This window comes from Mesorhizobium bavaricum, from assembly GCF_056781655.1.
This window is the reverse complement of record NZ_CM165566.1, coordinates 6708680-6735063: the sequence shown is the minus strand read 5'-3', so window position 1 is coordinate 6735063 and position 26384 is coordinate 6708680. Positions and strand designations below refer to the sequence as shown.

General features: G+C 60.9%; 28 protein-coding genes, 1 tRNA gene and 1 pseudogene. 19 read left to right on the top strand and 11 right to left on the bottom strand.

Annotated elements, in window-relative coordinates:
- Positions 1–128: 128 nt before the first annotated feature.
- Positions 129–251, bottom strand: a pseudogene (locus tag AC1RZR_RS32560) (DUF3604 domain-containing protein); the annotation flags it as partial.
- A gap of 469 nt (positions 252–720) precedes the next feature.
- Here AC1RZR_RS32560 and AC1RZR_RS32555 point away from each other — a divergent pair.
- A complete protein-coding gene (locus tag AC1RZR_RS32555; RefSeq protein WP_481827196.1) occupies positions 721–948 on the top strand; it encodes a hypothetical protein in 228 nt (75 codons plus the stop codon).
- Entirely contained in the window at positions 945–1103 is a 159-nt protein-coding gene (locus AC1RZR_RS32550) for a hypothetical protein (protein WP_481827195.1), read from the top strand. Before AC1RZR_RS32555 ends, AC1RZR_RS32550 begins: the two co-directional genes overlap by 4 nt.
- A 212-nt stretch (positions 1104–1315) precedes the next feature.
- Here the strand turns inward: AC1RZR_RS32550 and AC1RZR_RS32545 are convergent, their stop codons facing one another.
- Entirely contained in the window at positions 1316–1456 is a 141-nt protein-coding gene (locus tag AC1RZR_RS32545) for a hypothetical protein (RefSeq protein ID WP_481827194.1), read from the bottom strand.
- A gap of 650 nt (positions 1457–2106) precedes the next feature.
- Between AC1RZR_RS32545 and AC1RZR_RS32540 the strand changes: the two genes are divergently transcribed.
- Positions 2107–2328, top strand: coding sequence for a DUF768 domain-containing protein (locus AC1RZR_RS32540; protein ID WP_481827193.1), 222 nt, complete (start codon positions 2107–2109; stop codon positions 2326–2328).
- A gap of 16 nt (positions 2329–2344) precedes the next feature.
- Here AC1RZR_RS32540 and AC1RZR_RS32535 read toward each other — a convergent pair whose 3' ends face one another.
- Entirely contained in the window at positions 2345–2566 is a 222-nt protein-coding gene (locus AC1RZR_RS32535) for a hypothetical protein (protein ID WP_481827192.1), read from the bottom strand.
- 435 nt (positions 2567–3001) lie between these two features.
- Between AC1RZR_RS32535 and AC1RZR_RS32530 the strand changes: the two genes are divergently transcribed.
- The gene (locus AC1RZR_RS32530; RefSeq protein WP_481827191.1) at positions 3002–3268 is read left to right on the top strand and encodes a hypothetical protein; all 267 of its coding nucleotides are present in this window, start codon (positions 3002–3004) and stop codon (positions 3266–3268) included.
- A 302-nt stretch (positions 3269–3570) separates the two neighbouring features.
- Here AC1RZR_RS32530 and AC1RZR_RS32525 read toward each other — a convergent pair whose 3' ends face one another.
- Both AC1RZR_RS32525 and AC1RZR_RS32520 read right to left on the bottom strand, forming a co-directional pair.
- Entirely contained in the window at positions 3571–3834 is a 264-nt protein-coding gene (locus AC1RZR_RS32525; RefSeq protein ID WP_481827190.1) for a YMGG-like glycine zipper-containing protein, read from the bottom strand.
- A 186-nt stretch (positions 3835–4020) separates the two neighbouring features.
- Complete coding sequence (locus AC1RZR_RS32520) at positions 4021–4272, bottom strand: GlsB/YeaQ/YmgE family stress response membrane protein (protein ID WP_481827189.1); 252 nt, start codon at positions 4270–4272, stop codon at positions 4021–4023.
- A 249-nt stretch (positions 4273–4521) separates the two neighbouring features.
- Here AC1RZR_RS32520 and AC1RZR_RS32515 point away from each other — a divergent pair, with 249 nt between their 5' ends.
- From AC1RZR_RS32515 to AC1RZR_RS32505, 3 genes are all read left to right on the top strand, one after another.
- Complete coding sequence (locus tag AC1RZR_RS32515; RefSeq protein ID WP_481827188.1) at positions 4522–4728, top strand: hypothetical protein; 207 nt, start codon at positions 4522–4524, stop codon at positions 4726–4728.
- A 12-nt stretch (positions 4729–4740) separates the two neighbouring features.
- Positions 4741–5004: a hypothetical protein gene (locus AC1RZR_RS32510; RefSeq protein ID WP_481827187.1), complete on the top strand. Its 264-nt coding sequence runs from the start codon at positions 4741–4743 to the stop codon at positions 5002–5004.
- 79 nt (positions 5005–5083) lie between these two features.
- Positions 5084–5404, top strand: coding sequence for a hypothetical protein (locus AC1RZR_RS32505; protein WP_481827186.1), 321 nt, complete (start codon positions 5084–5086; stop codon positions 5402–5404).
- A gap of 365 nt (positions 5405–5769) precedes the next feature.
- Here AC1RZR_RS32505 and AC1RZR_RS32500 read toward each other — a convergent pair whose 3' ends face one another.
- Both AC1RZR_RS32500 and AC1RZR_RS32495 read right to left on the bottom strand, forming a co-directional pair.
- A complete protein-coding gene (locus AC1RZR_RS32500) occupies positions 5770–6681 on the bottom strand; it encodes a DUF72 domain-containing protein (protein WP_481827185.1) in 912 nt (303 codons plus the stop codon).
- Positions 6682–6787: 106 nt separating this feature from the next.
- Positions 6788–7264 carry a YidB family protein gene (locus tag AC1RZR_RS32495; RefSeq protein WP_481827184.1) on the bottom strand — a complete coding sequence of 159 codons (477 nt, stop codon included), beginning with the start codon at positions 7262–7264 and terminating at the stop codon, positions 6788–6790.
- 496 nt (positions 7265–7760) lie between these two features.
- On the opposite strand from AC1RZR_RS32495, the gene AC1RZR_RS32490 reads away from it, so the two are divergent.
- The 3 genes from AC1RZR_RS32490 to AC1RZR_RS32480 all read left to right on the top strand — a co-directional run bounded on the left by AC1RZR_RS32490 (position 7761) and on the right by AC1RZR_RS32480 (position 12060).
- Positions 7761–7835: transfer RNA gene (locus tag AC1RZR_RS32490), tRNA-Thr, on the top strand.
- Between the two features lie 1453 nt (positions 7836–9288).
- The gene (locus AC1RZR_RS32485) at positions 9289–11511 is read left to right on the top strand and encodes an alpha/beta fold hydrolase (protein WP_481827183.1); all 2223 of its coding nucleotides are present in this window, start codon (positions 9289–9291) and stop codon (positions 11509–11511) included.
- Positions 11512–11766: 255 nt separating this feature from the next.
- Positions 11767–12060, top strand: coding sequence for a GYD domain-containing protein (locus AC1RZR_RS32480; RefSeq protein WP_481827182.1), 294 nt, complete (start codon positions 11767–11769; stop codon positions 12058–12060).
- 106 nt (positions 12061–12166) lie between these two features.
- On the opposite strand, the gene AC1RZR_RS32475 is transcribed toward AC1RZR_RS32480, so the two are convergent.
- Positions 12167–13201 (bottom strand): LysR family transcriptional regulator, encoded by a 1035-nt coding sequence (locus tag AC1RZR_RS32475; RefSeq protein ID WP_481827181.1) that lies wholly within the window; start codon positions 13199–13201, stop codon positions 12167–12169.
- 266 nt (positions 13202–13467) lie between these two features.
- On the opposite strand from AC1RZR_RS32475, the gene AC1RZR_RS32470 reads away from it, so the two are divergent.
- Complete coding sequence (locus AC1RZR_RS32470) at positions 13468–14874, top strand: pyridoxal phosphate-dependent decarboxylase family protein (protein ID WP_481829171.1); 1407 nt, start codon at positions 13468–13470, stop codon at positions 14872–14874.
- Between the two features lie 85 nt (positions 14875–14959).
- Here AC1RZR_RS32470 and otnC read toward each other — a convergent pair whose 3' ends face one another.
- Genes otnC through AC1RZR_RS32455 form a run of 3 tightly spaced genes read right to left on the bottom strand, consistent with a single transcriptional unit; the run spans position 14960 to position 17567 of the window.
- Complete coding sequence (gene otnC, locus AC1RZR_RS32465) at positions 14960–15598, bottom strand: 3-oxo-tetronate 4-phosphate decarboxylase (RefSeq protein WP_481827180.1); 639 nt, start codon at positions 15596–15598, stop codon at positions 14960–14962.
- The gene (gene otnK / locus AC1RZR_RS32460; RefSeq protein WP_481827179.1) at positions 15595–16848 is read right to left on the bottom strand and encodes a 3-oxo-tetronate kinase; all 1254 of its coding nucleotides are present in this window, start codon (positions 16846–16848) and stop codon (positions 15595–15597) included. The genes otnC and otnK overlap by 4 nt, the downstream gene beginning before the upstream one ends.
- Positions 16845–17567 carry an FCD domain-containing protein gene (locus AC1RZR_RS32455; RefSeq protein WP_477271474.1) on the bottom strand — a complete coding sequence of 241 codons (723 nt, stop codon included), beginning with the start codon at positions 17565–17567 and terminating at the stop codon, positions 16845–16847. The genes otnK and AC1RZR_RS32455 overlap by 4 nt, the downstream gene beginning before the upstream one ends.
- A gap of 201 nt (positions 17568–17768) precedes the next feature.
- Between AC1RZR_RS32455 and AC1RZR_RS32450 the strand changes: the two genes are divergently transcribed.
- The 8 genes from AC1RZR_RS32450 to AC1RZR_RS32415 all read left to right on the top strand — a co-directional run bounded on the left by AC1RZR_RS32450 (position 17769) and on the right by AC1RZR_RS32415 (position 26384).
- A complete protein-coding gene (locus tag AC1RZR_RS32450; RefSeq protein WP_481827178.1) occupies positions 17769–18707 on the top strand; it encodes a ketopantoate reductase family protein in 939 nt (312 codons plus the stop codon).
- A 4-nt stretch (positions 18708–18711) separates the two neighbouring features.
- A complete protein-coding gene (locus tag AC1RZR_RS32445; protein ID WP_481827177.1) occupies positions 18712–20244 on the top strand; it encodes a sugar ABC transporter ATP-binding protein in 1533 nt (510 codons plus the stop codon).
- Entirely contained in the window at positions 20241–21257 is a 1017-nt protein-coding gene (locus AC1RZR_RS32440) for an ABC transporter permease (protein ID WP_379093582.1), read from the top strand. Before AC1RZR_RS32445 ends, AC1RZR_RS32440 begins: the two co-directional genes overlap by 4 nt.
- 87 nt (positions 21258–21344) lie before the next feature.
- Positions 21345–22364 carry a substrate-binding domain-containing protein gene (locus AC1RZR_RS32435; RefSeq protein WP_184872170.1) on the top strand — a complete coding sequence of 340 codons (1020 nt, stop codon included), beginning with the start codon at positions 21345–21347 and terminating at the stop codon, positions 22362–22364.
- A 129-nt stretch (positions 22365–22493) separates the two neighbouring features.
- The gene (locus AC1RZR_RS32430; RefSeq protein WP_481827176.1) at positions 22494–23690 is read left to right on the top strand and encodes a cytochrome P450; all 1197 of its coding nucleotides are present in this window, start codon (positions 22494–22496) and stop codon (positions 23688–23690) included.
- Positions 23691–23692: 2 nt separating this feature from the next.
- Complete coding sequence (locus AC1RZR_RS32425; protein WP_481827175.1) at positions 23693–24508, top strand: MBL fold metallo-hydrolase; 816 nt, start codon at positions 23693–23695, stop codon at positions 24506–24508.
- 4 nt (positions 24509–24512) lie between these two features.
- The gene (locus tag AC1RZR_RS32420; RefSeq protein ID WP_481827174.1) at positions 24513–25529 is read left to right on the top strand and encodes a zinc-binding alcohol dehydrogenase family protein; all 1017 of its coding nucleotides are present in this window, start codon (positions 24513–24515) and stop codon (positions 25527–25529) included.
- The gene (locus tag AC1RZR_RS32415; protein ID WP_477271461.1) at positions 25530–26384 is read left to right on the top strand and encodes a fumarylacetoacetate hydrolase family protein; all 855 of its coding nucleotides are present in this window, start codon (positions 25530–25532) and stop codon (positions 26382–26384) included.

Here is a 26384-nt window from a genome sequence, read left to right as displayed (position 1 = left end):
ACCCGCAAAGGCGATGCTTGGTTTGAACGTGGGCGCGAACCAGTAAACGACGTCCTGACCAGCGGGGTGGCTCGCGTCGTCGCATAGTCCGCCTGCCGCAACATCAACTGCATGAGCTTGAGACCTGCTTAGCCGGCCGGGGTATACCAGATCGGCGACGTGTAGGCCCGCTCCTGTGTCGTCATGGTCACGCCCGGCGACATCTTGATGCCAAAGTATTTCGCATCATAGGCGGGCCAGCGCGGCGGCGGCCGGGCGCTGCTGCCCTACATCCTGATCGAGACATACGACAACAGGTACAGGATCGCCACGGTCGCCGTCACGAGCACGACCCATAAGCCTAAGCTGCTCATGCTTCTTCACTTCCTGCGGCGCGCCGTTGGGCAGGATGTTGGGATGGAGGGACGCCGGCCCAGGCGGGAACAGGTCCGCAAGCACAAGCTAATATAATCTAGATGCAGACGCCTATGGTGTGATCGCGGAACGAGGCATGAAGCGGCCGGCGACACAATGGGTCAAGCCGGGGCTGATCGGGCGCAAGCGCAATCGCGACTGGAGCGGACTTTCGAAACGCCGCCGGCCTGAGGGAACATTAGCCGCCTCCGCAGGTTGGTGCGTGCAGCAGGCAGTGCCCTGCATCGCTTGCTGAAGATCGGTCCACCTGATCGGCCCGCGCTCTCCGCCAGAGGCGCGGGCTTTCCTCTTTGAGAAAGCCCACACATGTCCCTGTCCGTTGAAACACCGATATTGCCAGAGGGTAACCCAGACCGCGCGGTCAACTGTGAAGTAGCATTGGAAGCCGCATTCTCGGCCTTGGTGACCGCCTCAGAGGCTGAAGGGTGGACCGCTCAAGAAACGGCTACAACTTTGCTTAAAATCGCCACGGAACACGCCCAGCAGATCGCCGATACTGCCGCCGTAACTACTTCTAACCAGGCGAAGACATGACCGAGAAGCCGGTAACCACCTACATCGTCAGCGTATTCGAGAAGCCGCATTGGCGCGCGCTCCTGACCACGACGGACATAAACAAGGCTCTGGCCAAGGCAAAGGAAATCGGCGACCAGGTGCGGATCGTGCGGCGCATTCAAGACTGGGGATGACAAAGAAGCACAGGGCGGGCCCGACACCGTTGGCTTTGGGAACTCCGAGACGCCGGGCCCTTGGACGGGAGAGACGGGTGAGGCCCCCCAAGTCCCGTCTATAATGTGCTCCTAATATAGGCCGGTGGCAATTTCACTTTCGCGCAGCCTCACCCCGGCCGGGAGCATCGCCAAATCGACCAAGCTCGACATCCAGGCACTGTTTCGAAGCGCTAGCGGATCAGCAGGAAGGCGCCCATGCCGGCCATCAAGAGGCAAGCGGCCATGCCCACCATGTCGCGCTGCCTGTAGCGCCAGACGGCGCCAGCGAGCATCGATGCGGTGATGGCTGCTATGTAGAGAGCTATTGCCAAAGCCGCGTCACCACCGCTCCCGCTGCGCTTGCGCCCATATCAGATAAGCCTAATGTAATTCATGATCTGGTCATTGAGGGGGAGCGCCGGCGCATTCGGGTTGGGCGCTAGCATAGCAGCGGCCTGCGCTTTCGGAACTCCTTTGGCATCGGCACATGGTGATTGGTACGAAAAACAGTGCTGCCATGACGAGCACTGCGAACCGATGGCAGACGGTGCCGTTCGCGAAACAAGCAAGGGCTTCAAGGTGCCATCAGGCGAATTGCTGCCTTACGCGGACCGCAGGGTACGTCAGTCGCACGACACGCGTTTTCATTGGTGCCATGCCCAAAAAGTAACGGCGGGCCGGCATAGTGATTTCCCCTCTGGCAACCCTGACATTACGATCTGCCTGTACGCACCGCCTAAGTCATTCTGACATTCCCTGACGAGCGTCAGGGGAGCATTTCGAGGGAATATTAGCGACCCCTAAAAGTTTCTCGCTTGCGGCAAGCAATGCTCACCCCCATTCCCCTACCGAAGATCGGGTTACGCACCACCTGATCGGACCGCGTTCTCCGCCAGAGGCGCGGGCTTTCAATGAGGAAGAAATGACGAAAGCCAGCGGTTACTTCCGCGGAACCTAATCGGTTCGGCGAGCTTGTGGCCTGATGAGCACACGCGGCAACAACTTCCTCCACAAGTGGATTTCAAACAATATTCCCGCCACGGACGGTGCGGACATCATCTCGGTCGCCGAGCTGACGCAGAAGCTGTTCGCCGACGCCAAGGCGGTCGGCATCGGCAGCACCGAGATCGAGGAAGACACCGGCAGCGTCTACGAGGCGATCCTAGACGCTATCGTGCATAGCGACGCCGGCATGGCTGGCTGAGGTCGCCAAGCTGGCCCTAGATCGCCTTTATGCGCTTTTCATTCTCGAAGACGTGGCGACCTGCTTGCGTCAATTCGAAATGGTCAGCGTGGGGACCAAGAACGCGCCGGATAGTTCCGGCCTTTAAACCCCGCTGGATCGCCGGCATATACGGCCAGTAATAGCCGGGCTGCTCTCCAACCTTTTCGATGAATCGCATATAGTCGTATTCGGCTTTTTTGTCTTTTCGGGTGAGCATCTGATCCCTACCGTGAATGAGAAGAAGCGTTCATTCAAGGCCGCCGGCGCGCGCCGGCGAACGGCGCGTGTCAGCGACCGGTGGTAAAGTGGAAGGCGTGCGCCTGGTGCGTCATGGTTTACCCGATAATTGACCCGGCGTGCCCTGTCCAGAGGCAAAAACCGTTGCGGCGGCTCGCATCCTGGTCAATGCCAGGGCGGGCAAGGGCTTCCGACTGACACAGGACACGGCCCACTTTGTCCGTGCACGGGCACGAGGAGCCCGGACAAAGGCTCCAGTGCAGCAAACGCTCCGGCGGAAGTGCTGGAACCGAACAATGCGTGCTGGCCCGGCACTTGAACTCGGAACCGCTCCCGTACCGGGACGTTGACCAGACAAGCCGGGATACATCCCGGCGGCTGTTGAGGCGGCGCATACAGCGCAAGGTCGATGCGGATGATCGAACCAAACCGATTGATTGGCCACGTGATTGGCCGGTCGTTTGATCCAACCGCAACAGAACGTGAGCTGTTCGGGAAAGCGTCGGGCGAAGTCCAGGAAGTGGCCTCCGACTTTGTCAGTCAGCATTTGCATGGCGCCAAGCTTGTGGCGGCCCAGGCGTTCGGTTTCGCGAGATACTCCGCTGCATTCCTGGCGATAATGGCGGCGGTTGGCGATCATTTCGGTCGCTCTGAGGGCACCGACGACCCGCCCACTCAGTGATTAGCGGCGCGTGGCAACACATGCGCCGGTATCGTGCCCCGGCGGCTTGTGCGCCCGAGCAATAGGGGCGATCCGCCAGCATGAAGCTTTGGCGGGTCATTGCGCCTTTTCAGCGCTTCACCCTCAACGCGACTTCGTGTTGGAGTTGTACTGTCGGGTTGCCGCGTAATCGATAGTGAAGGTTCGTGGCGGCAGAGCTGACAAGGAAGAACCAGACACCAAGCAGACTTTTCGGCTTACTGAGCATGTGATTGTCCTAGCCATGGAGGGCGCGTGATCTGCAGAGATCACGCGCCTGAATGTCAATAGCCGTCCGGGCACCGTGCAATGTAAACGCGGCCATGACGATCGCGATACCTGCATTGGCCTGACTCGCTGGCGTGCCCGATCACCGCACCGGCTATCGCGCCGACTGCACCGCCAACGACCGCCCCTTGCACCGGATCGCCAGCCACAGCGGCGCCAACTGCAGCACCTCCCAAGCCGCCAACGGCGGCGCCTTGTTCAGTGCGGGAGCATGCCCCGAGCGGAATGAGCAGGCTCAAAATGAGCAGGGTCTTTTTCATTGTTTCTCTCCTGAGGCCTCGATTAGCCGTGGAGTAAATGCGCCACGGAGTTTTTCGATCCATCGACCCCTGGTGCTCTAAGGAAGACTATCACCACGCTAAAAACTGAAGTTGCCAGGGCGTTGCGACGCCGAACATGTCGTACGGGCGAAGGCCACAGCTTAAGCAAGGTTCAAGGTCTTCGCCTCAGCGCTTTATTAGTCGGGCGACTGCAATCAAGATACACGCGCCGATAAAGCCGGCGACCAGATAACCAAGCCATCCGCTCAGAGATATGCCAAGGATCCCGAGAATGATGTTGGCGACAATGGCGCCCACGATCCCCAATACGATGTTCATGAGCACGCCCATGTTGCTTTTCATGAACATCTCGGCGAGCCATCCGGCGATACCGCCGATGACGATCGCCGCAATCCAACCCACGCCAGGATTCTCCATAGTTTTCCCCTTTGCTCGAACCGCAGTTGGTTCGGCGGGAAACGTCTCACAACCCAACAAAGTTCCGCGACATCAATTGCCGTGCAGCCCGGAACACGACATCAAGTGCCGTGCAGCCCGGACGATTGAGAGATCGCGCTGTCGAGGGCTCACGCTGGCGGGAGTGATTGGCCAATACGTCGCAGGAACCAAAGCGATCAACGGAGGTTGGTCCATTGAAGGGACCTCGCACCGAAAGGATTCGGAACGATGGTCGACGTGCTTGATTTTGAACTGGCGAAAGCTCGCCTGCGCGTGCAGCGTGCTGAGAGTTCTCTCGACCGCGCCAACGAATTGTTGAACGACGAAAACTCCGGCGTGTGTCTCAGTCTGGCCATTTGCGGCCGCATTAGATCCGAGCAGCAGCGGGTCGCCGAGGCCAAACAGCGCTTGGCGGCGCTCAATCCGACGCGTTAGTGAGGTTGTCCGATGATCGCAACTTTCAACTTCGGAAATGCCAAAAACAGTAGCCTGTTTCGCGAAGCTCGGCTGGCGATGCTCACCTACACTGCAATCCATCACATCGACGTTGCCGATGCGGCAGCGGCGAAGCTTGAGGAGGCGGTGGCCGAATTTGCCAAGGCCAGTCGTCGTCAATGCGTCACCGACGAGATGATCGCATCTCGGACCGCCTTCCTTCATCATTTGGAATCTGGGCACCTCTCGGCATGTGACGCTGGGCGCCATAGATAGGACGGCACATGAGCCGGAACAAAAATCCGGCACGGAGGTTTATTCGCGAAGGGCATCTTAAATTCTTGGAGGTCTGACAATGAAAACCACCCTCATTCTGGGCGCGCTGGCGCTTTGCTTGGCCGCGCCGACGGTCGCTTCGGCGGACTCGTTCGTCATCAACACCCATCGTCATCATCGTCATCATCATTGGAACAACCACAACAACGACCGTGTGGTCATCTATCGGGACGGACAGCGTCTCCATCACCGCCACCATGGCGAGCAGGCATTTTACGACAATGGCGAGCGCGCCTGGCGCCGGCACCATCGCCGCGATCACGTAGTGGTCACGACCGGGTCGATCGAACGCCGTCATCACCGCCGCGTCATCATCCAGGACGACAACAACGATTATTGATCTTAGCCTATGACCCGGCTGCTCGATCGCGAGAGCCGGGTCATCTCGGCGACCAAGAGCTTCTGATGCCAGTAGGAAGAGGCGGCGACGGCCTTTATATGAGCGCTCGCTGCTCGTCTTTCCAAATCCGGTCCGCCTCGCGCCTCTGTTCGGCCGATCTCATCGGCCCTCACAGGGAATGGACACTCGAGATCCGGATCGCGGCTGTTGTCTTTGGCGTGCCTGGGATGGCGCGCTCCCCTAGCGCTGTAGCGTGCCGAGCAGCGTGTGGTTGGTTCCGCGACGTCGCGGATGCGGCCCACCCTCTTGATCATTGGGAAGACGGTCACTTGGCAGGGGATTTCAGGCGCAGCCGCTGCTATTAGCTAGGTCGATAGCCAAGGGTGGTCCTCTAGCAGGCGTCGCATCGCTAGGGCATTCTTCGGCGCAAAGCCTTCATAGTCGTTATTGAAATAGACCCACGCTCTCTTTGCGCCGCTGGTTCGGATTTTGTCGGCCCATTTGGTTAGCTCGTCGCCGGTGTAATCATGCCGGTACCAGCGCTCTGGCCCGTGGAGCCGCATGTACACTTCATCGGCCGTCCGCACCAGGACGTCCGGAAGTCGGGGGCCGCTGCATGAGCAAAAGATTGTGCCCGTCTCCCGAAAGGCCGAGTAAACAGTTTCGTTCCACCAGCTGGCGTGACGAAACTCCACCACATTGCGCCGGGCCGGGTCGAGTTGGCCGAGAATACCCTTCAGTCTCGCCTTTGTGAAATGATAGCTGGGCGGGAGCTGGAATAGAAAACAGCCCATTCGCTCACCGAGGATATCGGCAATCATTCCAAAGTCCATCACGAGGGTCTTGGTGCCTTTAAACCTCTTGATGTGGGTAATCAGCTCACAGACTTTAACTGTATAGACGAAACTGCTTTTGCCGGGTTGTCGAACCCAGCTTCTGACATTTGTTACGGTTGGCCATGAATAAAAGGATGCATTGATTTCGACAGTATCGAAACGCATCGCGTAGTGATTGAACCATTTGTCCGTGGGCAGATCCGTCGGGTAGAACTGCCCCCGCCATTTCCAGTAAAACCATCCCGAGCAGCCGACATAGGCAGAAGCTACTAAAGCCGACACGATATGCCCACGCTCTGCTGTTGGCTCGGATAAGCGGGCAACATGCATTTTTTCGGCACGTCCAACGTTTTCAATTCGCTGCTTCTCTCTGCGCAGCCTCCGCCGTTCCCGACGCTCGTCGGGCCCAAGTTCTTTCCGCTGGATGGCTCCCGTATCCATGAAATTATCCTTCCCGCCTTACTGCGGGCAGGGCCAGATGGGTCCGCTACATCTCCTAAAGTGGGTGCAGGTTCGGACCTCTGCCGATCATAGGAAGAATCCAGTCCTACGGCGTCTTAGGTCGTCCGGCCGGGGGGATGTGTGTTGGTACCGGATCGAGGAGTGAAGGCTCATCGGTCTGGGGAGGATTTGCAACCGGCAGTTCGCCTTCTGGCGTCAGCTTGTCGACTGCTTCGGGCAAGTCTTTCGTGATCCTCGCTATCAACTCATTGCGCGACAGACCGGTCTGGAGCGAAAGAGAAGTGAGCGTGTCCTCGTCGATTGCTGTCTCCACATCTTTTGGTTCAATTGGGTCGTTGGGTCCGGTACGAACCCACGAATCTACCTTCGATCCCACTCCTGCATTTCTGAAGCGGTCGAGGATGTCCCCAAGCGCCGTCCCAGACACACCCTTGGACAGCTGATCCATGAGCCCGCCTTGCGGATTGTTGGGATCGCCGCGGATCAAGTCTCCGATCTTGTCGCGGTTTTGGTAGGCCAGAACGCCAAGCATTGCGACAGCCAGTCTTCCCAGATTTGCCATTGGTTTCCTCCCTTGGGTCACAAAGGAGAAGGTTCCATGCTCGCAAAGGTTCCGCCCAGTTCGATTCCAGGCATGACGCGAGGCGTGGTCGCCCGCCTAATGAGTAAACAGTTTCCCACCTATTGCGGTATCGCGATGACTGCCCCTTAAACAGCGGGCATGGATTCACATGGCCTCTCTCAATCGCTGGATCTCCAGTTCCGCTAGGGGAAGGACTATCGCGCGCGAGCTGGCTTGACGGAATGTTCGCGGCAGGCGCGCACGGAGGCTTCCGTGAGGCTGGGGGCTAGTACGGGCTTTATTTCACTTCGCATCCAGATTGGCACCGACGTGGTTGCAAAAACGGTGTAGCTCTCCCTCGGACGGTGTCTTCTGGGCGATGTTCCGTGCCCGTACGGTGCCACACTGGTTACATCGAGCCAAAACCGCGCAGGGTATTGAAGGTGGCTTCAACGCCTTGCAATTCAAGGCGTCTGCGGCTATTGAGGCGTCCGTTGCTGCGGTAGCTCAGTGGTAGAGCACTCCCTTGGTAAGGGAGAGGTCGAGAGTTCAATCCTCTCTCGCAGCACCAGCCTATCCCCTTGAAATCGCTGAAGTGGTTGGCAGGCAACGACCGGCTTGCCCGCCCAATCGGGTCAGGCCCCGACCGTCAATCGAACATACTCCGTCAGGCTGTCGGCCCGCTGGCAGGGGCCTCCTGCTCCAGCAATCAGCCATCTTCCCGAAGCCTTTGAAACGAGACGTTTCGGAGATATTTCTCACGCGCAGATGGCTAACCGAGCGGACAGGTGGTTGTTACGCATCCGGTGCTCTTCGACACTAGGAGTCTCGACGTCGTCGGGAATGGCCCCGACTTCTCGAAACAGTTTGTCCAGGCTGACGCCGAAAGAACCGTCAAGGCTGGCTTGCGATCACCAGAATTCCTGGCAGCCCTGTGGTCAAAACAGAAAACGAGAGAGTTCCAACTTCAAATCGCCCTCGCAAGGCGTGTCTCAGCACGCTCTGCAGGGGGACACAAGCGTCGTCAGATGTGACGTCGTCGCGTCACACAGAGGTGTGGATACGGTCAGCGAGCGGATTCGTTGCAACTATTATTTGTGCTTCTCGACGAAAGTTTTGCATGCAGGTGACAGCTGATCGATCATGCTTTGAAGATCACATTTGCCGATCGGTGTCATTGGGCAAAGCCGTTTGTAGTCGGGTCTGCATTCTTTGCCCTGGAAGTTTTTGAAGGCTTTTGCCTCGGCGGCGACGGTGTCCAAAAGTATTCCCGAGCATGTTATCGCCAGCCCTAACCACAGATACCTGCCCATAGCCCTCTCCACTTGTTGCGTCGCAATCTCGATCAAATAAATTAGAATATGCTAATGGAAAGCGCACTGCAAGCCGGCAACTCGCGGGATCTAGAGCCAGTTCACGCGCCCTCCTTTTGCATACCTCCCATCGTCGGCTGTCAGGAACGGCAATGGTGCAGTGGAGGCAAGTGGCAGCTTCCATTCCCAGGCTCGCAACAGCGATGCCAGGTCTTCGCGGGATCTTCGGCAAATGACGGGGCTCGTAACGCAGGAGTGGCGAACGCTAGCCACTGCCGCCAACCTGCCTGCTATTCCGTTGCACGCCCTCTCGCAGGCACAATCGAGCCGATCATTCCAACGATTGGGTTATCGACGGTGACAACCTTTCAATTTCTCGGCTGCTCCGACGGGAGCGACCAAGCGCCTGAGAAAATCTCTCCCGGCATCTGCTATCAGCACACAAGTGCGGATCGTTCTCGTCCGGAGATCGAACGAGCGCGCCGTTGATTCTCGGCCGGCCCGCTGCTTCTCAAGGTAGCGCGCGAGCGCGATATCGTGGCGAAACGGCGCAGCCGCGTAGCGCGGCCGCGGGCTCTGCCCGGGATCATCATGCCAAATAGGCCACTCGTTGGGGTGTTGCATAGCATCCTCCTGAGACAAGGGCTGCCTCATCCGGACAATCTCCTCCACCGCCCGTGAGAAATGCGTTGGAACCGGTGTGATGGATTCGTGAAAAGCGTCACGCCGGCAAAATCGCGGTTGAAACAAAGGCGGGTAGGGGAAATGATTGCCGGTGGAGCTATGGCTGTGGCGGATTCGATGGCGCACCTTCATCTCTGTCTGCTCGGTGGTTTCGATTTTGCCAGCGATGTAGCGACGGTTCCGCTCCTCAGCCGCAAGGCGCGTGCCATGATGGCTTACCTCGCCCTGCAGTCCGGACACGCGCAGTCGCGCGAGAAGCTCGCTTCCCTTTTGTGGGGTTGCAACAGTGAGTCCCAGGCCCGGACGAACCTGCGGCAGGCCTTGTCTGCCGTCAGGAAGGCGACGCACGCATCCGGGGGCGGGAGGTTCCTCACCGAGGGCGACACCATCAGCCTCAATCTCGACGATCTCGATTTCGATGTCGCGCGGTTCGAGGCGTTGGCCGCTGATTCCGCCCCCGAGCAGCTCGAGCAGGCGCTTAACGTCTATCGTGGCGACCTCCTCGAAGGCTTCGGTCTGAAGGAGGAGCCGTTCGAAGATTGGCTTAGGTTAGAGCGCGAGCGATTGAGGGCAATCGTCATCGCGGTGCTGGAGAAGCTGGTCGTCCACCATTCCGCAGCAGGCGATCTTGCATCATCCGTTCGGGCGGCGACGCGCTTGTTGGCTTTAGAACCGCTACGGGAAGACATCCACCGCGCGCTGATGCGAGCCTATGTAGCCCAGGGCCGCGTCAACCTGGCCCTGAAACAATATGAGCGCTGCCGCGATGCCCTGCAGCGGCAGCTCGACGTGCGACCCGAGCCCGAAACCCGGAAGCTGTATGACGACCTTCGAGCGCGCCGCATGACGTCGGATGCGGCTTTACCACAACCCAGAGGTTCAACTTCGCCACAGACGCGATCCCTAGCCGATGAGCGTCCGGATTTCTCAGATCAGTCCGTCAGGCCCTCAACGCACTACGTCAAATCGGCCGGGATCAACATCGCTTATCAGGTGACCGGCGACGGCCCGATCGACCTGATATATGTGCCTGGATGGGTCTCCAACCTCGACCTTGCCTGGTCGTCACCGCGGCTGGCGCACGTGCTCCGGCGCCTCGGCAGCTTTTGCCGCCTGATCCGCATGGACAAGCGCGGCACCGGGCTGTCAGACCGCAATGTCGGTCTGCCGACGATGGAAGAGCGGATGGAAGACGTGCGGGCGGTGCTGGATGCGGTCGGCTCGAAACGCACGGTCCTGTTCGGCAGTTCCGAGGGCGGCCCCATGTGCATTCTGTTCGCGGCGACGTATCCCGAGCGCACGGCGGCACTCGTGCTCAACGGAGCCTATGCCAGCGGCAGATGGTCGAAGGATTACCCTTGGGCGAAAACAAGCGTGCAGGTGGAAGAAGATCTGGCCGTCGTCGAGAGGGAGTGGGGAGAGCCGGCGGACATGAGCAACGCGGCGCCTAGTCTGATGAGCGACAGTTTCGAGAGAGAATGGTTCGCCGCTTACCTCAGGAATTCAGCCTCTCCCGCCGACGCGATAGCACTGTGGCGCTGGGGGACCGAAATCGACGTTCGCGACATTCTGCCGGCCATTCACGTTCCGACACTGATCGTGCAGGCGACGGGCGACCGCTGGGTAAAGCGGGAAGAAGGACGCTACCTGGCAACGCATATTGAAGGCGCCAGATATACTGAGCTTGCCGGTCGGGATCACGTGATCTGGGGCGAGAATTCCGATCGCCTCGTCGATGAGATCCAGGCATTCGTCACCGGCGCCTTGCCGGCAGCGCCGGGCGAGGGGGTTCTGGTATCGGTGCTGTCCCTGGAGATAGGCGGGCCGCATTCTGATGCCGGCGCAGATCTGATTGAGCGACACTCCGAAGCGATCCGCCGCGAAGTGCTCTTTGCCGAAGGAAGACAAATCAAGCGCTCCGCAAGCGGATTTCTCGCCGTTTTCCAACGGCCGACCCGGTCGATCCAGTGCGCGATCGCGATCCGTCAACGCCTGAGACCATCCGGTCTTGAGGTCCGCTCGGCAGTCCATACGGGCGAATGTGAAGTGCGCGGTGATGATTTCACCGGCGTCGCGATCGAGCTGTCATCGCGGCTGCTCGATCATGCGCGCCCAGGCGAGATCATTGCCTCGCGGACGGTTCGTGATCTCGTGGTTGGCTCCGGCCTGATGTTTGAAGAGCGCGGTGCCACGGAAATTGCCGGGCTTGCAGGGAGCTTGCAGCTTTTTTCCGTTGGTGGGCCAGCCTGACGGCGATGGACCCGATGACCGGCCTGACACGGGCGCACGGCATAGAGCTCGCGCATCAAGATCGTGCCCACGGAATAGGCCTCCTCGGGGAAACTCGACGAATTCCACTTTGGTCTTTGTTTGATTTGAAACGACAACGGCGCTCGATAGCCTCTTTGCCGCAAGTGGTTCGCGCAGGTGACTCGTGGTATCGTAGTTTCGGGAGACGGCGGACGCGCCGTGAGTGCCCGCCCGCTCCCACTGTGGGAGGAACCAATGGCTTATTACGTATTGCTGTCGAGTTTCACAGATCAAGGTATCAAGAGCATAAAGGATACTCAGAAGCGTGCTGAGGCCTTCAAGGCGACGGCCAGCAAAAGCGGCATCAAGGTTCACACCCTGTTGTGGACGCTTGGTCAATATGATGTTGTGGCGATTGCCGAAGCCGACGACGACATTGCTGCGACCGCACTAGCCCTATCAATAGCATCGCTAGGCAACATCAGAACTCAGACATTGAGGGCGTTCGACGCGGCAGACATGGCCAAGATAATGGCAAAAATGGCCTGACCGCCACGGTGCCATGCGCGGTCGATCGAAGCCGGCTACCGAGTGGAACGGCGTTGAAGCGAAAACCCTGGCGCAAGCCCGGGGTTTTTGAGGAACGTTCAACGAACTATTCTGGTCTAATCGCAATCGTAGCCGGCTGCATAGCAGCAACCAGAATTGCGGTCTTGTGGCTTACCCGTGGCGCTTTTGATAGATGCGTAGTCGCCAGTTCGGCAGTTGGGACGGGATCGGCGTAGTGCGTCTGCACCGCCTCGCAAACCTGCTCGAACATCCATGTCAGGCCGGCATCCGTCATCACCGCTTTCTGGGCGATAACGCAGATCGGGACGTGGCCAGTGTTCAACGGAAGGTCGGTGCTGACCAGGCCGAAGCGCGGTCCCTGCCTCGCCGCCAGGACGGCTGGCACGGCGGCGATGAGGTCGGACTCCGCGACCGCCGCCAGCGCCATGGTGTAATTGGGCACCGTCAGCACCACACGTCTCGCTAGGCCGCACGCTTCCAGAGCTTCGTCGACCAGCCCCTTCCTGTCGCCGGTGAACGACACCACCACATGGCGCATGGTGCAGTAGCGTTCTAGCGTCGGTTGCTCGGCGAAGGGATGACCGGTGTGCATCACGACCACGAAACGCTCCTTGAGCATCGCGCGCCGGGTGAAGCGCGCCGGCACGTCGTCCAGAGGCGCGACGGCGATATCCACCAGGCCGGCGTCGATCTCGGCAAGAACCGGCCGCCAGGTCCGCTCGATGGGCCCACCCTTGCGATAGGGCAGCATTTGCAGCACCGCGAGGTCGATATTGGGCGCGGCCGTGGCCAGCTTCTCGACAAGTGGCGGCAGGAACACCGCCGAAAGCGCGTCGGCGGCGCTGATGGTAAAGCGCCGGTTCGATGTCTCGGGGTGGAACGGCTCGATCGCCACCACCATTCGCCGCACCTGCGCCAAGATATTGGCGATAGGCTCGGCCACCTGCAGCGCGCGCGGCGTCGGCACGACCCCCTTCGGCGTCTTCAGGAAGAGCGGATCGTTGAGCAGCTTGCGGAGCCGGCGCAGCCCGTGGCTGATCGCCGACGGCGACAGCCTAAGGCGATCGCCAGCCCGTCCGACATGGCGCTCCTGGAGTACCACCTCGAACAGTTTCAGCAAATTGAGATCGGCGCGCGATAGGTCGATTTCATTCAGCATGATGATGAATTGATATCATTGGATTCATCAGAGCCCAAGCACGATACTGGCGTCTCAAAGGTTTTCTGGATCCGTGGGCGTGTCGATGCACCTACGCGCCCGTGTCGCGCAAATACAAACATCGACTGGCTATAGGAGATATCCTCATGACACTGGACGCCCTGATCGTCGACCCGATGTTGCAGGCCCTGGAGAGCCGGCGGCCCTCCGCAATGGAGAATGGCGGCATGGGCGAGGCTTCCACAGGCGAGCTCTTCCAGCGGGCAGCCGATCACGCCACCCGCTTTCGCGACGCCATCGCCTCGGGGCCGCAACGGCCGCTGGTGTCTTATCGGCAGGCCTTGGACAGTTTCCGCGAGCCGCTTCCCGAAGGGGGCAGCGCTGGGCTCGGTGTGGTTGACGAGCTTGTCGCGAAGGCTGAGCCCGGCCTGCACAAGATGACAGGTCCGCGCTTCTTCGCCTGGGTCTGCGGCAATTCCCATTCGGTCGGCGTTTGTGCCGATTGGCTGACCAGCACTTGGGGTCAGAACACCGGCAATCACCACGCCACGCCGTCGGCCTCGGCCGTCGAGACGATCGCCGGCGGCTGGCTGCTCGAGCTGCTCGACCTGCCGCGCGAAAGCTCCATCGGCTTCGTTACCGGGGCGACTATGGCCAATTTCGTCTGCCTGGCAGCGGCGCGCGGCGCAGTCCTGCGGCAGATCGGCTGGGATGTCGAGGCGCAGGGGCTGTTCGGCGCGCCGCCGATCACGGTGCTGATTGGCGACGACGCCCATGCCACGGTGTTCTCGGCGCTGCAGTTCCTGGGCCTTGGCCATGACCGCGTCGTGCGTGTGAAGACAGACGACAATGGCCGCATTGTGGTGGCCGATTTTGCCGTGGCAGCCGCCCAAGTCTCCGGCCCTTGCATCGTCATCCTGCAGGCCGGGCAGATCAACACCGGCGCCTTCGACGATTTTGCGGGCATCGTTCCCATCGCCCGGCGGATCGGTGCCTGGGTGCATGTCGACGGTGCCTTTGGTCTCTGGGCGCGTGCCTGCCCCGAACGCAGCCATCTGGCCGAGGGCGCGGATGCCGCAGACTCATGGGCATGCGACGGCCACAAATGGCTGCAGACACCCTATGATTGCGGCTACGCCATCGTGCGCGACGAACAGGCCCATCGCCGTGCCATGACGATCGCGGCTAGCTATCTGCCGCCAACTTTCGAGGACGAGCGCGACCCGAGCCATTACGTGCCCGAACTGTCACGACGGGCGCGCGGCTTCGCCACCTGGGCGATGATCAAGCATCTCGGTCGCGACGGCATTGCTGCGATGGTCGCTCGCCATTGCAAAGTGGCGGAAGCGATGGCGGAAAAGCTGCGCGCTGACAACGCCATTGCCGTGCCCAACGACGTGGTGCTGAATCAGTTCGTCGTGCGTTTCGGCGCCGACCGACCGGACGAGGAGGCCGACCGGCTGACGCTGCAGACGATTGCCCGACTGCAGGCCGACGGCATCTGTTTTGCCGGCGGCGCCAAATGGCACGGCCGCCAGGTCATGCGGGTGTCGGTGATTTCCTGGTCGATCGACGACATGCAAGGCGAAATTGCCGCCGACGCCATGATCGCGGCGTGGCGGGCGATAAGGTAGGCGAGGGCTGTCGGCTGGCTCTGTATTCGAGGAAATGCTGATATGATCGGGCCTGACAGCTTCGAATAAGGGCCACCGTTGACATTCACTTTTGTCGACGTTGCTCCAACTCGGCGACTGTCCGCCCATCCAGTCGCCTGACAGGCAGATGTTTGGTCAGAAGCGCCAGCTTCGCTGTTTCCTCTAGTTCCTCCGCGGCAAAGACAGCGTCGCGGAAACTGCGTCCGGAAACCACCGGACCGTGATTGGCCAGAAGGACGGCCGCATGGTTATGAGCCTTGGCGAGCACCAGCGGCCTGACGTCGGCCGACCCCGGATGAGTGTAGGGCAGGAGGGGCACGCGACCGACGCGCATCACCACATAAGGCGTGATCGGTGGGATTGCGTCGTCGGGGTCTGTGTCTTCAAGGCAGGACAATGCCGTGGCATAAGTCGAGTGAAGATGCACGACAGCCGCCGCCTGTGGCCGCGCTTCATAAAACGCCATGTGGAGGGGTATCTCCTTGGTCGGGGGATCACCGGACACGGCCACGCCTTGGGTGTCCAGCTTCGACAGTCTGCTGGGTTCGAGATAACCCAGGCAGGAATTGGTCGGCGTGACAAGGAAACCATCGGCAAGCCGAGCCGACAGATTGCCGGACGAGCCGGCGGTGTAGCCGCGCATGAACAGGGACTCGCCCCAGCGGCAAAATTCTTCGCGAAGCTGCTGTTCTTCAAGTGTCATGGGGCGCCACCTTTCAGCATATTGAGCGCACGTTCGAAAAAATCGTCGGCGCCGAAATTGCCCGATTTCAGCGCCAAGGCCAGCCTCGGCTCGCCGTCGAGGACGAGCACCGGCACGCCGGTGTCGATCTCCGGACCGACTTCAAGCGCCGACGCGCCGAAAGCAGAGGCGACCGCGCCGGAGGTTTCGCCACCCGCAACCACGAGCCGCTGAAAGCCGGCAGCCACCGCCTTGGCGGCGAGTTCGGCGAAAACTGTCTCGAACAATCCTGCCAACCGTTCGCGGCCATGTCGGCTCTGTGCCGCGGACACTTCGGAAGGCTCCGCAGTCGAATAGACGAGCGGGCCGGCATCCTTGTGGCTGACCAGAAAATCCAGTCCGCTTGCGATGGCAGCGTCCGGATCGAGCACATCGGCGGCATCGAGTTGCATCGAAGGATGCCCGTTCCGATAGGCGGCAATCTGCCGGCGTGTCGCAGAAGAGCAGCTGCCGGAGAGGATGAAGCCAGGCCTGTTGTTCCCCGCGAACCGCTGCCGATCGCCGCTCACCGGGTGGAGACCAAAATTGCTGGGCAGGCCCATGGCGATACCCGAGCCGCCGGTGACCAGTCGATGGGTCTTGGCTATCTTGCCCAGCGCGATGAGATCGTCGTCCGTGATCGCGTCGGCGACGATAAGTCTTTCGCCGTTGCGTTTTGCAAGATTAAAGGCGGCTTCAGCACCGCCCGAACGCAAACTTTCCAGCGGAAGATGGCCGACCTTGAGTCGCGTCTGGCGCGATAGCCACCGCCTTATATCGGGGTCGGTCATCGGCGTCAGCGGATGGTTTTCCATGCCGGACTCGCTGAGCAGGTGGTCGCCGACGAAGAGGTGGCCGTTGTAGAGCGTGCGGCGGTTGGCGGGAAAGGCAGGGCAAACCAGTGCCAGCGGCGCGTCCAGTTCCTCCAGCAGGGCTTGAGCAACCGGACCTATGTTGCCTTGCGGTGTGGAATCGAAGGTCGAGCAATATTTGAAGACGATCTGCTCGGCGCCGTTGGCAACCAGCCAGCGGCAGGCCGCCAGCGACTGCGCTACCGCATCGCCGGCCTCGATAGAACGCGTCTTCAATGCAATGACCGCGGCGTCGATCTCGTCCGCAAGCTGTCCGGTCGGTGTGCCGACATACTGGACAGTCCGAGCGCCGGCCTTGGCGAGCGTGTTGGCGATGTCACCGGAACCGGTGAAATCGTCGCCGATGACGCCGATCTTCATTCGGCGTGGTCGCTTGCCCGCTGGCGCCAGAACATCGTCGTCAGCTGATCCAGATGCTCCCGCATCGCCTGTTCGGCACGATCGGGATCGCGCGCGACGATCCCATCGTAAATGGCGCGATGCGCCTCGTACGCCGTCTGCTCCTGACCGTCGGCGGCCAGCGTCACGATGCGCTGTTCCTTGAGCCATTCGGAAATCTGGTCGTGCAGGGCGACGAAGACGAGGTTGCGGGCAATACGGGCGAGTTCGAAGTGAAAGGCGATGTCGGTGCTGGTGAAACGGTCACGGTCGCCGATCGCCAGCCGATTGGCTTCGAGCGCATCACGCAACGAGGCCAGATCTTCTGACGTCGCCGTCCGGGCGGCTTCCCGGGCGAGGCCAACCTCGAAGAACATGCGCGCGCCCTGAAAGGAACGCTGGCCCAATTCCGTCGACAGCATCTGCCTGACCGCAGGTGCCATGCCGGTGAAAATATGGCTGGCGGTCGGCATCAAGACTTTGGCGCGAGCACCATTGGTGAGTTCGACGAGGCCGGCCTTCTGCAGCGAGATCAGTGCTTCACGAATGGCAGGGCGGCCGACACCGAAGCGCGACTGCAGGTCACGCTCGGGCGGCAACTGGTCTCCGGGCTTGAGTTTGCCGGAGAGGATCTGTCCCTCGAGATGTGTTGCCACGTGCTCGAAGAGTTTCTTTCGTTCTATGACAAGAGGGTCGACCATAGACCTTTCATACCATCATGCTTGACAACCATGCAACAGCTTGCAATGCTGAAAACACAAGATTGAAAAAAAGCGGGAAGACAAGGCCGGGCTCCATGAGCATCGGCTAGCACCGGTTTGGGCGCCCTCAAGGCAGCTCCGCCCCCTGCAAATCAACTTGCTTTTGAGGCGGCGATTGCGATCGCCAAGGGAGGAAGATGCATGAAAATCGCCATTCTAGGCGGCGGCGGAGCTATGGGCGGGATATTCGGTGGATATCTGGCCCGCGCCGGCAATGACGTCACGCTGATCGACGTCTCCAAGGCGGCGGTGACGGCGATCAACGACATCGGGCTGACCATCGAGGAGAAGGATGGCTCGCAGCCAGTGATAAAGGTGCCTGCAAGCGACAATCCGGCAAGCGTCGGGCCGGTCGATCTGATCATCAATTTCGTCAAATGTTATCATACCGAAGCCGCCGTTCGGGCTGCAGCACCGATGATCGCCAGGGATACCGCCGTGCTCAGCCTGCAGAATGGCTGGGGCAATGCACCACGCATTGCGTCGATCGTCGGCGAAGACCGCGTGCTGGTTGGCCTGACCTACCATGGCGGCACGTTGCTGGCGCCCGGCCGCGTCAAGCATCCCGGCTCCGGCATGACCTATATCGGCGAGCTTACCGGCAAGCCGACCGAGCGCCTCGGCAGGGTGATCGAGACTTTCCGTGCGGCGCAGATCGAGACGACACAATCCGACAGGATCTTGGACGAGGTCTGGAAGAAACTGGCGCTGAATGCCTGCACACTGCCGGTCGCCGGGCTGTTGCATTTGATGTCGCACGAACTCGTCGCCTTCGATGGCGCCAAACTGCTGATGGCTGCTATCCTCAAAGAGGTCGTGGCGGTAGCAAACGCCCAGGGCATCGCGCTCGACTATGACGAACGCTGGGCTGCGATCACCGGCCTGCTCGAGAAGGCGATCGGCGGCAAGGCTTCGATGCTGCAGGATGTCGAAGCCAAACGGCAGACTGAAATCGAGGTCATCAACGGTGCCATTGTCGATGCAGGCAAGCAGACCGGTGTGGCCACGCCTGTCAACGAAACGATGGTCTGGATGATCCAGGCCAAGCAGGCCCACTACCTCCAGGTTAAGGCTCAATAGGGCCATGGCGCCGCGGCTCGAAATCAAAGGCCTTTCCAAGTTCTTCCCCGGTGTGCGGGCGCTGGACGACGTATCGATGAGCGTCGAGGGCGGTGAGATCCGTGCATTGCTCGGCGAAAACGGCGCCGGCAAGTCGACCCTCGGCAAGATCGTCGCCGGTGTCTATTCACGCAACCAGGGCAGCATCCTTGTCGATGGCGCCGAAATCGCCGACTTCGACGAGAAAGCGGCGGGCGATCTCGGCATCGGCATCGTGCATCAGGAAGGCTCGCTCGTTCCGCAGCTTTCTGTTGCCGAGAACATCTTCGCCGGCCGGCAGCCGACGCAATGGCTGGGCCAGGTGGATGTCCGAGCCATGCGCGATCGTGCAAGGGTGCTTATCGCACAGCTTGGCGTCGCCATCGATCCGGCACTGAAGGTGTCGACCCTTTCGCCGGCGCAGGCCCAGATCGTCGAGATCGCCAAGGCGCTGTCTCGCGACCTCAGGATTTTGATCCTCGACGAGCCGACCGCCGCATTGACCCTTACCGAAACCGAGAAACTGTTCGATGTGGTGCGCCGGCTGGCGAGCAACGGCGTTTCGGTGATCTACGTTTCGCACCGCCTTGCCGAGATTTTCGCGCTTTGCCATTCGGTGACCGTGCTCAAGGATGGCAGGCTTGCCGGAACACGCATGGTCAGCGAGACCTCGACCGACGAACTGATCCGTCTGATGGTCGGACGCGACGTGCATTTTTCGCGTGCGGCGGCAGGGCGCAAGATCGGCGACATCGTGCTCGAGGCCGAAAGCGTCGACGCACCGCCTCTGGTGCGCTCGGCATCGATCACCGTGCGCGCTGGCGAGGTCGTCTGCCTTGCCGGGCTGATCGGGTCCGGTCGCAGCGAATTCTGCGAGGCGATCTTTGGCGCACGCCGACGGCGTGGCGGCTCGATCTGGATTGGCGGCAAGCCTATCGATCCGAGAGGTCCGTGGGACGGCAAGCACGCCGGCATCGGCATGGTTCCGGAAGACCGCAAGGCGGCGGGTCTGTTCCTCGGCATGGACATCGTCAACAATGTTGCCGCGACGGTTCTTTCCAAGGTTTCCTCGGGCGCCAATTTCTCCAACCGCAAGGCCGAGGCTCTGGCCAAGAATTTTGTCAACGAGCTGCGCATCGCGACGCCGAGCGTGCGCCAGATCGTCGGCAATCTCTCCGGCGGCAATCAGCAGAAAGTGCTTCTGGCCAAATGGCTGGCGATGGAGCCGCGCCTGCTGATCGTCGACGAACCGACACGCGGCGTCGACGTCGGGGCACGATCGGAAATTTACCGGCTTCTACGGGCGCTCGCCGACAAGGGCGTCGCGCTGCTCGTTGTGTCCTCGGACCTGCCGGAGGTGCTGGCGCTTGCCGACCGCATTGTCGTGATGGCGGAAGGCAGGACGGTTGGCGAATTGCCAGGCGACGGGGCAAGCGAGGAACAGGTGCTGCGGCTGGCTACCAGATACACGGCTTCGGTTGCTGAAGTCCGCAAGGAAGCAGGAATGGCAGAGGCATGACGATGCAGATCACGCAACCGATGGCCGAGAATGCCGAACACCGGCGCGAAAACCTTTTCGTGCGTATCGTGCGGCGCCTCGCCGATTCGAGGGAATTGACGCTCTTCGTGCTCGTTATCGCGCTCGCGCTGGCGATGAGCATCGTCTATCCGAACAATTTCCCCACCGCCTCCAACATGAGGGCCGTGCTGCTCAATCTCGCACCGGTCGGCATTCTTGTCTGCGGCATGATGCTGCTGATGATCGGCGGCACGTTCGATCTGTCGGTCGGCTCGACTCTCGCTTTCTCCGGCGTCTGGGCCGCGGTCGTCGCCGGATGGTGGGGCTGGCCGGCGGAGGTTGCTGTTCTGGTCGGCATCCTGGTTGGCGCACTGTGCGGTCTGGTCAACGGTTTGATCGTTACCCGCATCGGCATCAACGCGCTGATCGCAACCCTGGGCACACTCACCATCTATCGCAGCCTGACCTACGTCACCGCCGGCACTGGCGTCACGCCGATCACCGACGCTTTCGCCGAATATGGCCGCGCCGCCGACCCGTTGCTCAGGATCCAGTCGCCGTTCTGGGCGATGCTGGTGCTCGTGCTTGTCGGCGGCTGGCTGGTGGCCCGGACGCGCTTCTTCCGGCAGTTTTATTTCATCGGCGGCAATCCTCGCGCAGCCCAGCTTTCGGGCATTCGCGTCGACCGGCTCATCCTGATCGGCTTCGTCATCATGGGAGCGCTGGCGGGTCTTGCCGGCGTGCTGGGCGCGGCGCGTCTCAACAGTGCGGTCGTCAACGCCGGCGTCGGCATCGAACTCAAGGTCATCACCGCCACCGTGCTCGGAGGCGCGAGCCTGAAAGGCGGCGAAGGCACGATCCTCGGCGGCATTCTCGGCGTGCTTTTCATCGCATTGATCGAGAACGCCATGATCATCAATGCGATCGGCGTGTTCTGGCAAGGGCTGGTGGTGGGTCTGGTCCTGCTGTTCGCCGTCTCGCTCGATCGTTTCAAGACCAGCAGCCGCGCCTGATTTCAGGCGAGGACGGGAGGGAGGCATTCGGACAACCGGATGACATACAGGAACTGAAAATACAAAAAACATCAGGAGGAAACGAGCATGAAATCGATAGTGAGAACGATACTTTCCGGCGCAGCGCTTGCTGCCACCGCATTGCTCTACACCTTTCCGGCCAGCGCACAGGAATCATCCTTCGGGCCGGCCGACGCGAAGGAGACCTATTACTGGATCTCCAACAAGGCCAACCTGCCGCTGTTCGTGCAGTATGACTATGTTGGCATGAAGCGGATCGCCGAAGAGCTCGGCGTCAAGGTGATCGTCGCCGGGCCGACCGATTTCGACGTGCCAGGCTTCATCTCTGCTGTCGACCAGGTCTGCGCGCAGAAGCCGAGCGGCGTCTCCGTCGTCGGCGGCTGGGATCCGTCGCTGACCGAATCGGTCAAGAAATGCATGGAGCAAGGCGTGCCGACGGTCGTCGATGACGGCGATCTGCCGGACTCCGGCCGTCTCGCCTATATCGGCACGAACTGGACGCAGGTCGGTGTCGCCCAGGCCAAGAAGCTGATGGAAATGCTGCCGAAGGGTGGCAAGGTCGCCTCGATGTCGATCATCAACGCCGGCAACATGCGCGAAGCGGTGGCCGGCTTCAAAGCCTATGTCGAAGCCAATGGCGGTGGCAAATACACGATCGTCGCCAATGAGGATGACGGTGGCGACGCACAGAAGGCGGCGCAGGTGACGGCGGCGATTCTGGCTGCCCATCCAGACATCGCCGGCCTCGCCGGTTTTGATTCCGAATCTGGTGCCGGCATCGTCACGGCACTGCGTGAAGCCGGCAAGAATCCCGGTGACATCAAGGTGACCGCGATGGAGCAGACGCCGGACTTCTTCAAATCGGCAAAGGAAGGCTGGGTCGACGGCATCGTCGTGCAGAATCGCGAGCTCTTCATCTATTACGCGGTCAAGCTGCTGCACGACTACAACACCAACACGTTGAAGTCGGCCGGCCTCTCGTCGAAAGACGGCGGCCGTCCGATCCCGGACTCGCTCGATACCGGCGTCATCCTGATCACCAAGGACAATGTCGACAAGGTGCTGACCGCTCTGAATGTGAAGTAGGCTGAACGCAGACATCGCGGAGTCTTGGATCAAGGCTCAAGCAGCGTCCGGCGGCGTTATCTCCCCGCCGCCGGACGGCCAATTCAAACGTCATCTGGCAAGACCGAAACCATGTCGAACACCGCAGCAATGAGCGAACCGCAGATTCCGGAGGATGTGGACATCCACGATCCGGCGTTCGTCCGCGACCCGTTCACCGCATATGACCGGCTGCGCCTGGAGTGTCCGATCGCCCGCTCCAACAAGCATGGCGGCTTCTGGCTTATGACCCGCTACGAGGATGTGCGGGCCGGCGCCATCAACTGGCGCGACTATACGTCGAGCGTCGCAGGCGTTACCGCTATTCCGGTCATCACCCCACGCACCGCACCGATGCTGCCGATCGAGATCGATCCGCCGCGTCATTCTCGCTACCGCGCCCTCGTCAATCCGGTGTTCACGCCGGAACGGGTCGCGGAAATCACGCCGCGTATCGGGAAGCTCGCTGCCTCGATGCTCGAACACATGGCGGAGAAAGAAAGCGCCGATGCCGTGGCTGAATTCTGCGTGCCGGTCGCGATCGCTTCGCTTGCCGCCTTCACCGACGTGCCGCTGGCTGATTCCGAAAGTTGGGTCGGCTGGATCACCAAAATGTTCGACGTCAGCGATCCCGTCGCCGGCGCGGCTGCGAGCCGCGATCTCGTTGCCTATATTGACGGGCTGATAGCGGCGCGCCGGGCCGCCCCGACGGGCGACTTCATCAGCATGCTGATGGCCGCCGAGATCGAGGGCGAAAGTCTCGACGACGGCCAGATACGATCCTTCATGACGGTGGTTTTCGGCGCCGGTTTCGAGACCACCGCCGACGGCCTCTCGGTGATGCTGCACTGGCTCGCCGAACACCCGGCCGATCTGGCGCGGCTTGCCGCCGAGCCGGCACTAGTACCGACGGCAGTCGAGGAATTCCTGCGTTTTTCCTCGCCAATCCAGATTTTCGGCCGCAACGCCGCGCGTGATCTGTTTGTGCATGAACGCCGGCTGCGGGCCGGCGACATCGTCGCACTGGGCTTCGGCTCAGCCAACCGCGATCCGACCGTATTCGACGGGCCAGACGAATTGCGGCTGGATCGAAAGCCGAACAGGCATCTCACCTTTGGCGCAGGGCCACATCTCTGCGCCGGCGCCGGCGTCGCTCGCATGGAATTCGCGGTGACGTTGGAGGCTCTGATCGAGGCCGGAATTCGCCTTGCCCTCGATCCTGCGGTAGCGCCACGCTGGAAGACCAGAGGCGATCGGCGCGGTTTTGCTAGCCTGCCCTTGCTCATTGATAGAAAGAAGGCGCATTGACCATGGCTTTCCCCACCACTCGCATGCGTTTTCACGGCGTTGCCGCCTACGAAATCCTGACACGCGAGGGATTGCGCATCTTGTGCGATCCGTTCCTGGATCAGAATCCGGGCGCGGCAACAAAGTCCACCGAATTCGATCGTGTCGATCTTGTCATCGTCAGTCATGCCGCCTTCGACCATCTTGGCGATACCGACAAGATCGCCGCCAAATATGGCTGTCCGGTCGTCTGCGGAGGCGAAGTGAAGGCCTGGCTGATGGACCGGGGCATTCCGGCCAACCAGATCCGCGCCACCACCTGGGGCATCCGGGTCAAGGTGGCGGGCATCGAGATCCAGCCGCTCGAATGCCATCATTGGTCGCAGATCAGGCTGAAGGACAACTCCTTCATTTCGGGCGTGCCAATGGCCTTCATTGTCTATGCCGACGACAATCTGCGCTTCTACCACTATGGCGACACCGCCATCTTCTCCGACCTCAAGCTCCAGGCCGAGCTCTACAAGCCGAATGTCGGCTGCATCGGCATCGCCAATCCACAGGAGATCCTGCATCTCAACCCGATGCCGGGCGAAATGCTGACCGGCGAGATGAGCCCGTATGAAGGCGTGCTTGCCACGCAATGGCTTGGCCTCGAGACGGTGCTGCCCTGTCACTACATCAAACTCGATGGCGACAAGGACGTCGCCGAATATATGAGGCACCATCGCGAAGCCAAGGCGCGCGGCGAAGCGATTGCCGACCCCTATTTGCTGCATGCCGGCGACTGGATCGAATTCGACCGCGACGGCAAGGTCGTGCGACCAGCCAAGGCGGCCTGACGACATGCGCGCGGCGATCTTCGACGCACCCCTTTCGATCCGCATGGCCGAAGCACCGAAGCCGGAGCCACGAATGGGAGAGGTGCTGGTTCGCATCAAAGCTGCCGGCCTGTGCGCCGGCGACCTCTACATCTACACCGGCAAGAACCCCTACGTGACCTATCCCCGTATCGGCTGTCACGAGATCGCCGGCGTCGTCGAAGCCTATGGTCCCGATACCACCGGCCCAGCAATCGGCACACGTGTCGTCGTCGATCCGTTCATCGGCTGCGGGCATTGTTACCCATGCAGGATCGGCAAACGCAACTGCTGCGCCAACCTCACCATTGTCGGCGTTCATCGCGAGGGCGGCTTCGCCGATTTCGTGACGGCGCCGGCGCAGAACCTCAACCTTGTGCCGGAGACGCTCACCGACTTCGAGGCGGCTTTCGCAGAACCGGTGGCCATCGGCGTCCAGGGCTGTCGCCGCGGCATGGTCACTTCTGAAGATAATTTGCTGGTGCTTGGCGCCGGGCCGATCGGGCTAGCGATCGTCGAAGTGGCTCGCGCCGCAGGCGCAAAGGTCTACGCCACCGATCTCTCGGCCGAGCGCTTGTCCACAGCCGCCGACCTCGGCGCCATACCGGTCGCCGGTGGCGCCGGCCTTCTGGAACGTGTGCACGAAATCACCAATGGCGAGGGAATGCCGGTGGTGATGGAAGCGACGGGAGCCGCGCCGGCGATGGAACAGACCATCGATCTCGTCGCCGCCGGTGGACGCATCGTCATCCTCGGCCTGGTCAAGAAGGGTCAGGGGATCACCTTCCCCGGCCTGGACTTCACCCGCAAGGAAGTGACGATCCTCGGCTCGCGTGCATCGGTCGACTGTTTTCCCGAGGCCTTGGCCCTGCTCGCCTCCGGCAAGATCCACTACCCGAAGATCGCAAGTTCTTTCGCACTCGGCGAGGCGCCCGACGTCTTCCAGAAACTCGCAGAAAATCCAATGGCCCTGCACAAGGCCGTATTCATTCCGGAGGACTAGATGAAGCTCGTTACTTTCTCCCATCGCAAGGGAGGCCATGTCCATCATGCCGGCGTGCTCGACGGCGATCAGGTCGCGTGCCTGACAGAGGCCGGCATCGCCGGCAGCGTGATGGAGATCGTGCTGGGCGGCAAAAAGATGCTGGAACAAATCCGTGGTGGCGTCGCCAAGGCGCCGCGCTATGCGTTGACCGAGGTGACGATCGAAGCGCCGATCCGGCCGAGCAAGGTTCTCTGCTCCGGCATCAACTACAAGGGCCACGCCGAGGAAAACCCCAACGCGAAGATGCCGACCGAGCCATTCTTTTTCACCAAGCTGCCGACCTCGGTAGTCGGGCCCGACGTGCCGGTCGAAAAGCCGGTCAGGACCGAGCAGATGGACTACGAGGTGGAGTTCTCCGCAGTCATCGGACGAAAGCTGCACAAGGCTGGGGAAGCCGACGTGATGCCGGCGATCTTCGGCTACACGCTGCTCAACGACATTTCGGCGCGCGATGTGCAGTTCAAGGACAATCAGATCACCATCGGCAAGAACTTTGCCGGCTTCTCTCCGATCGGTCCCTGCATCGTGACGGCTGACGCGATGCCGCATCCCGACAATGTCGCACTGAAGACGCGGCTAAATGGCAAGACGCTTCAGGACGGCAGCACCTCGGACTGGCTGTTTTCACTGCCGCTGCTGATTTCCTTCCTGTCGCAATATATTCCGCTCGAACCCGGCGACATCGTATCGACGGGAACCCCGGCCGGTGTCGGAATCTTCCAGAAGCCGCCGATCTTCATGAAGGCTGGCGATGTCGTCGAGATCGAAGCCGAGGGCATCGGCATCCTCAGAACCCCGATCGTTGCGGGGTAA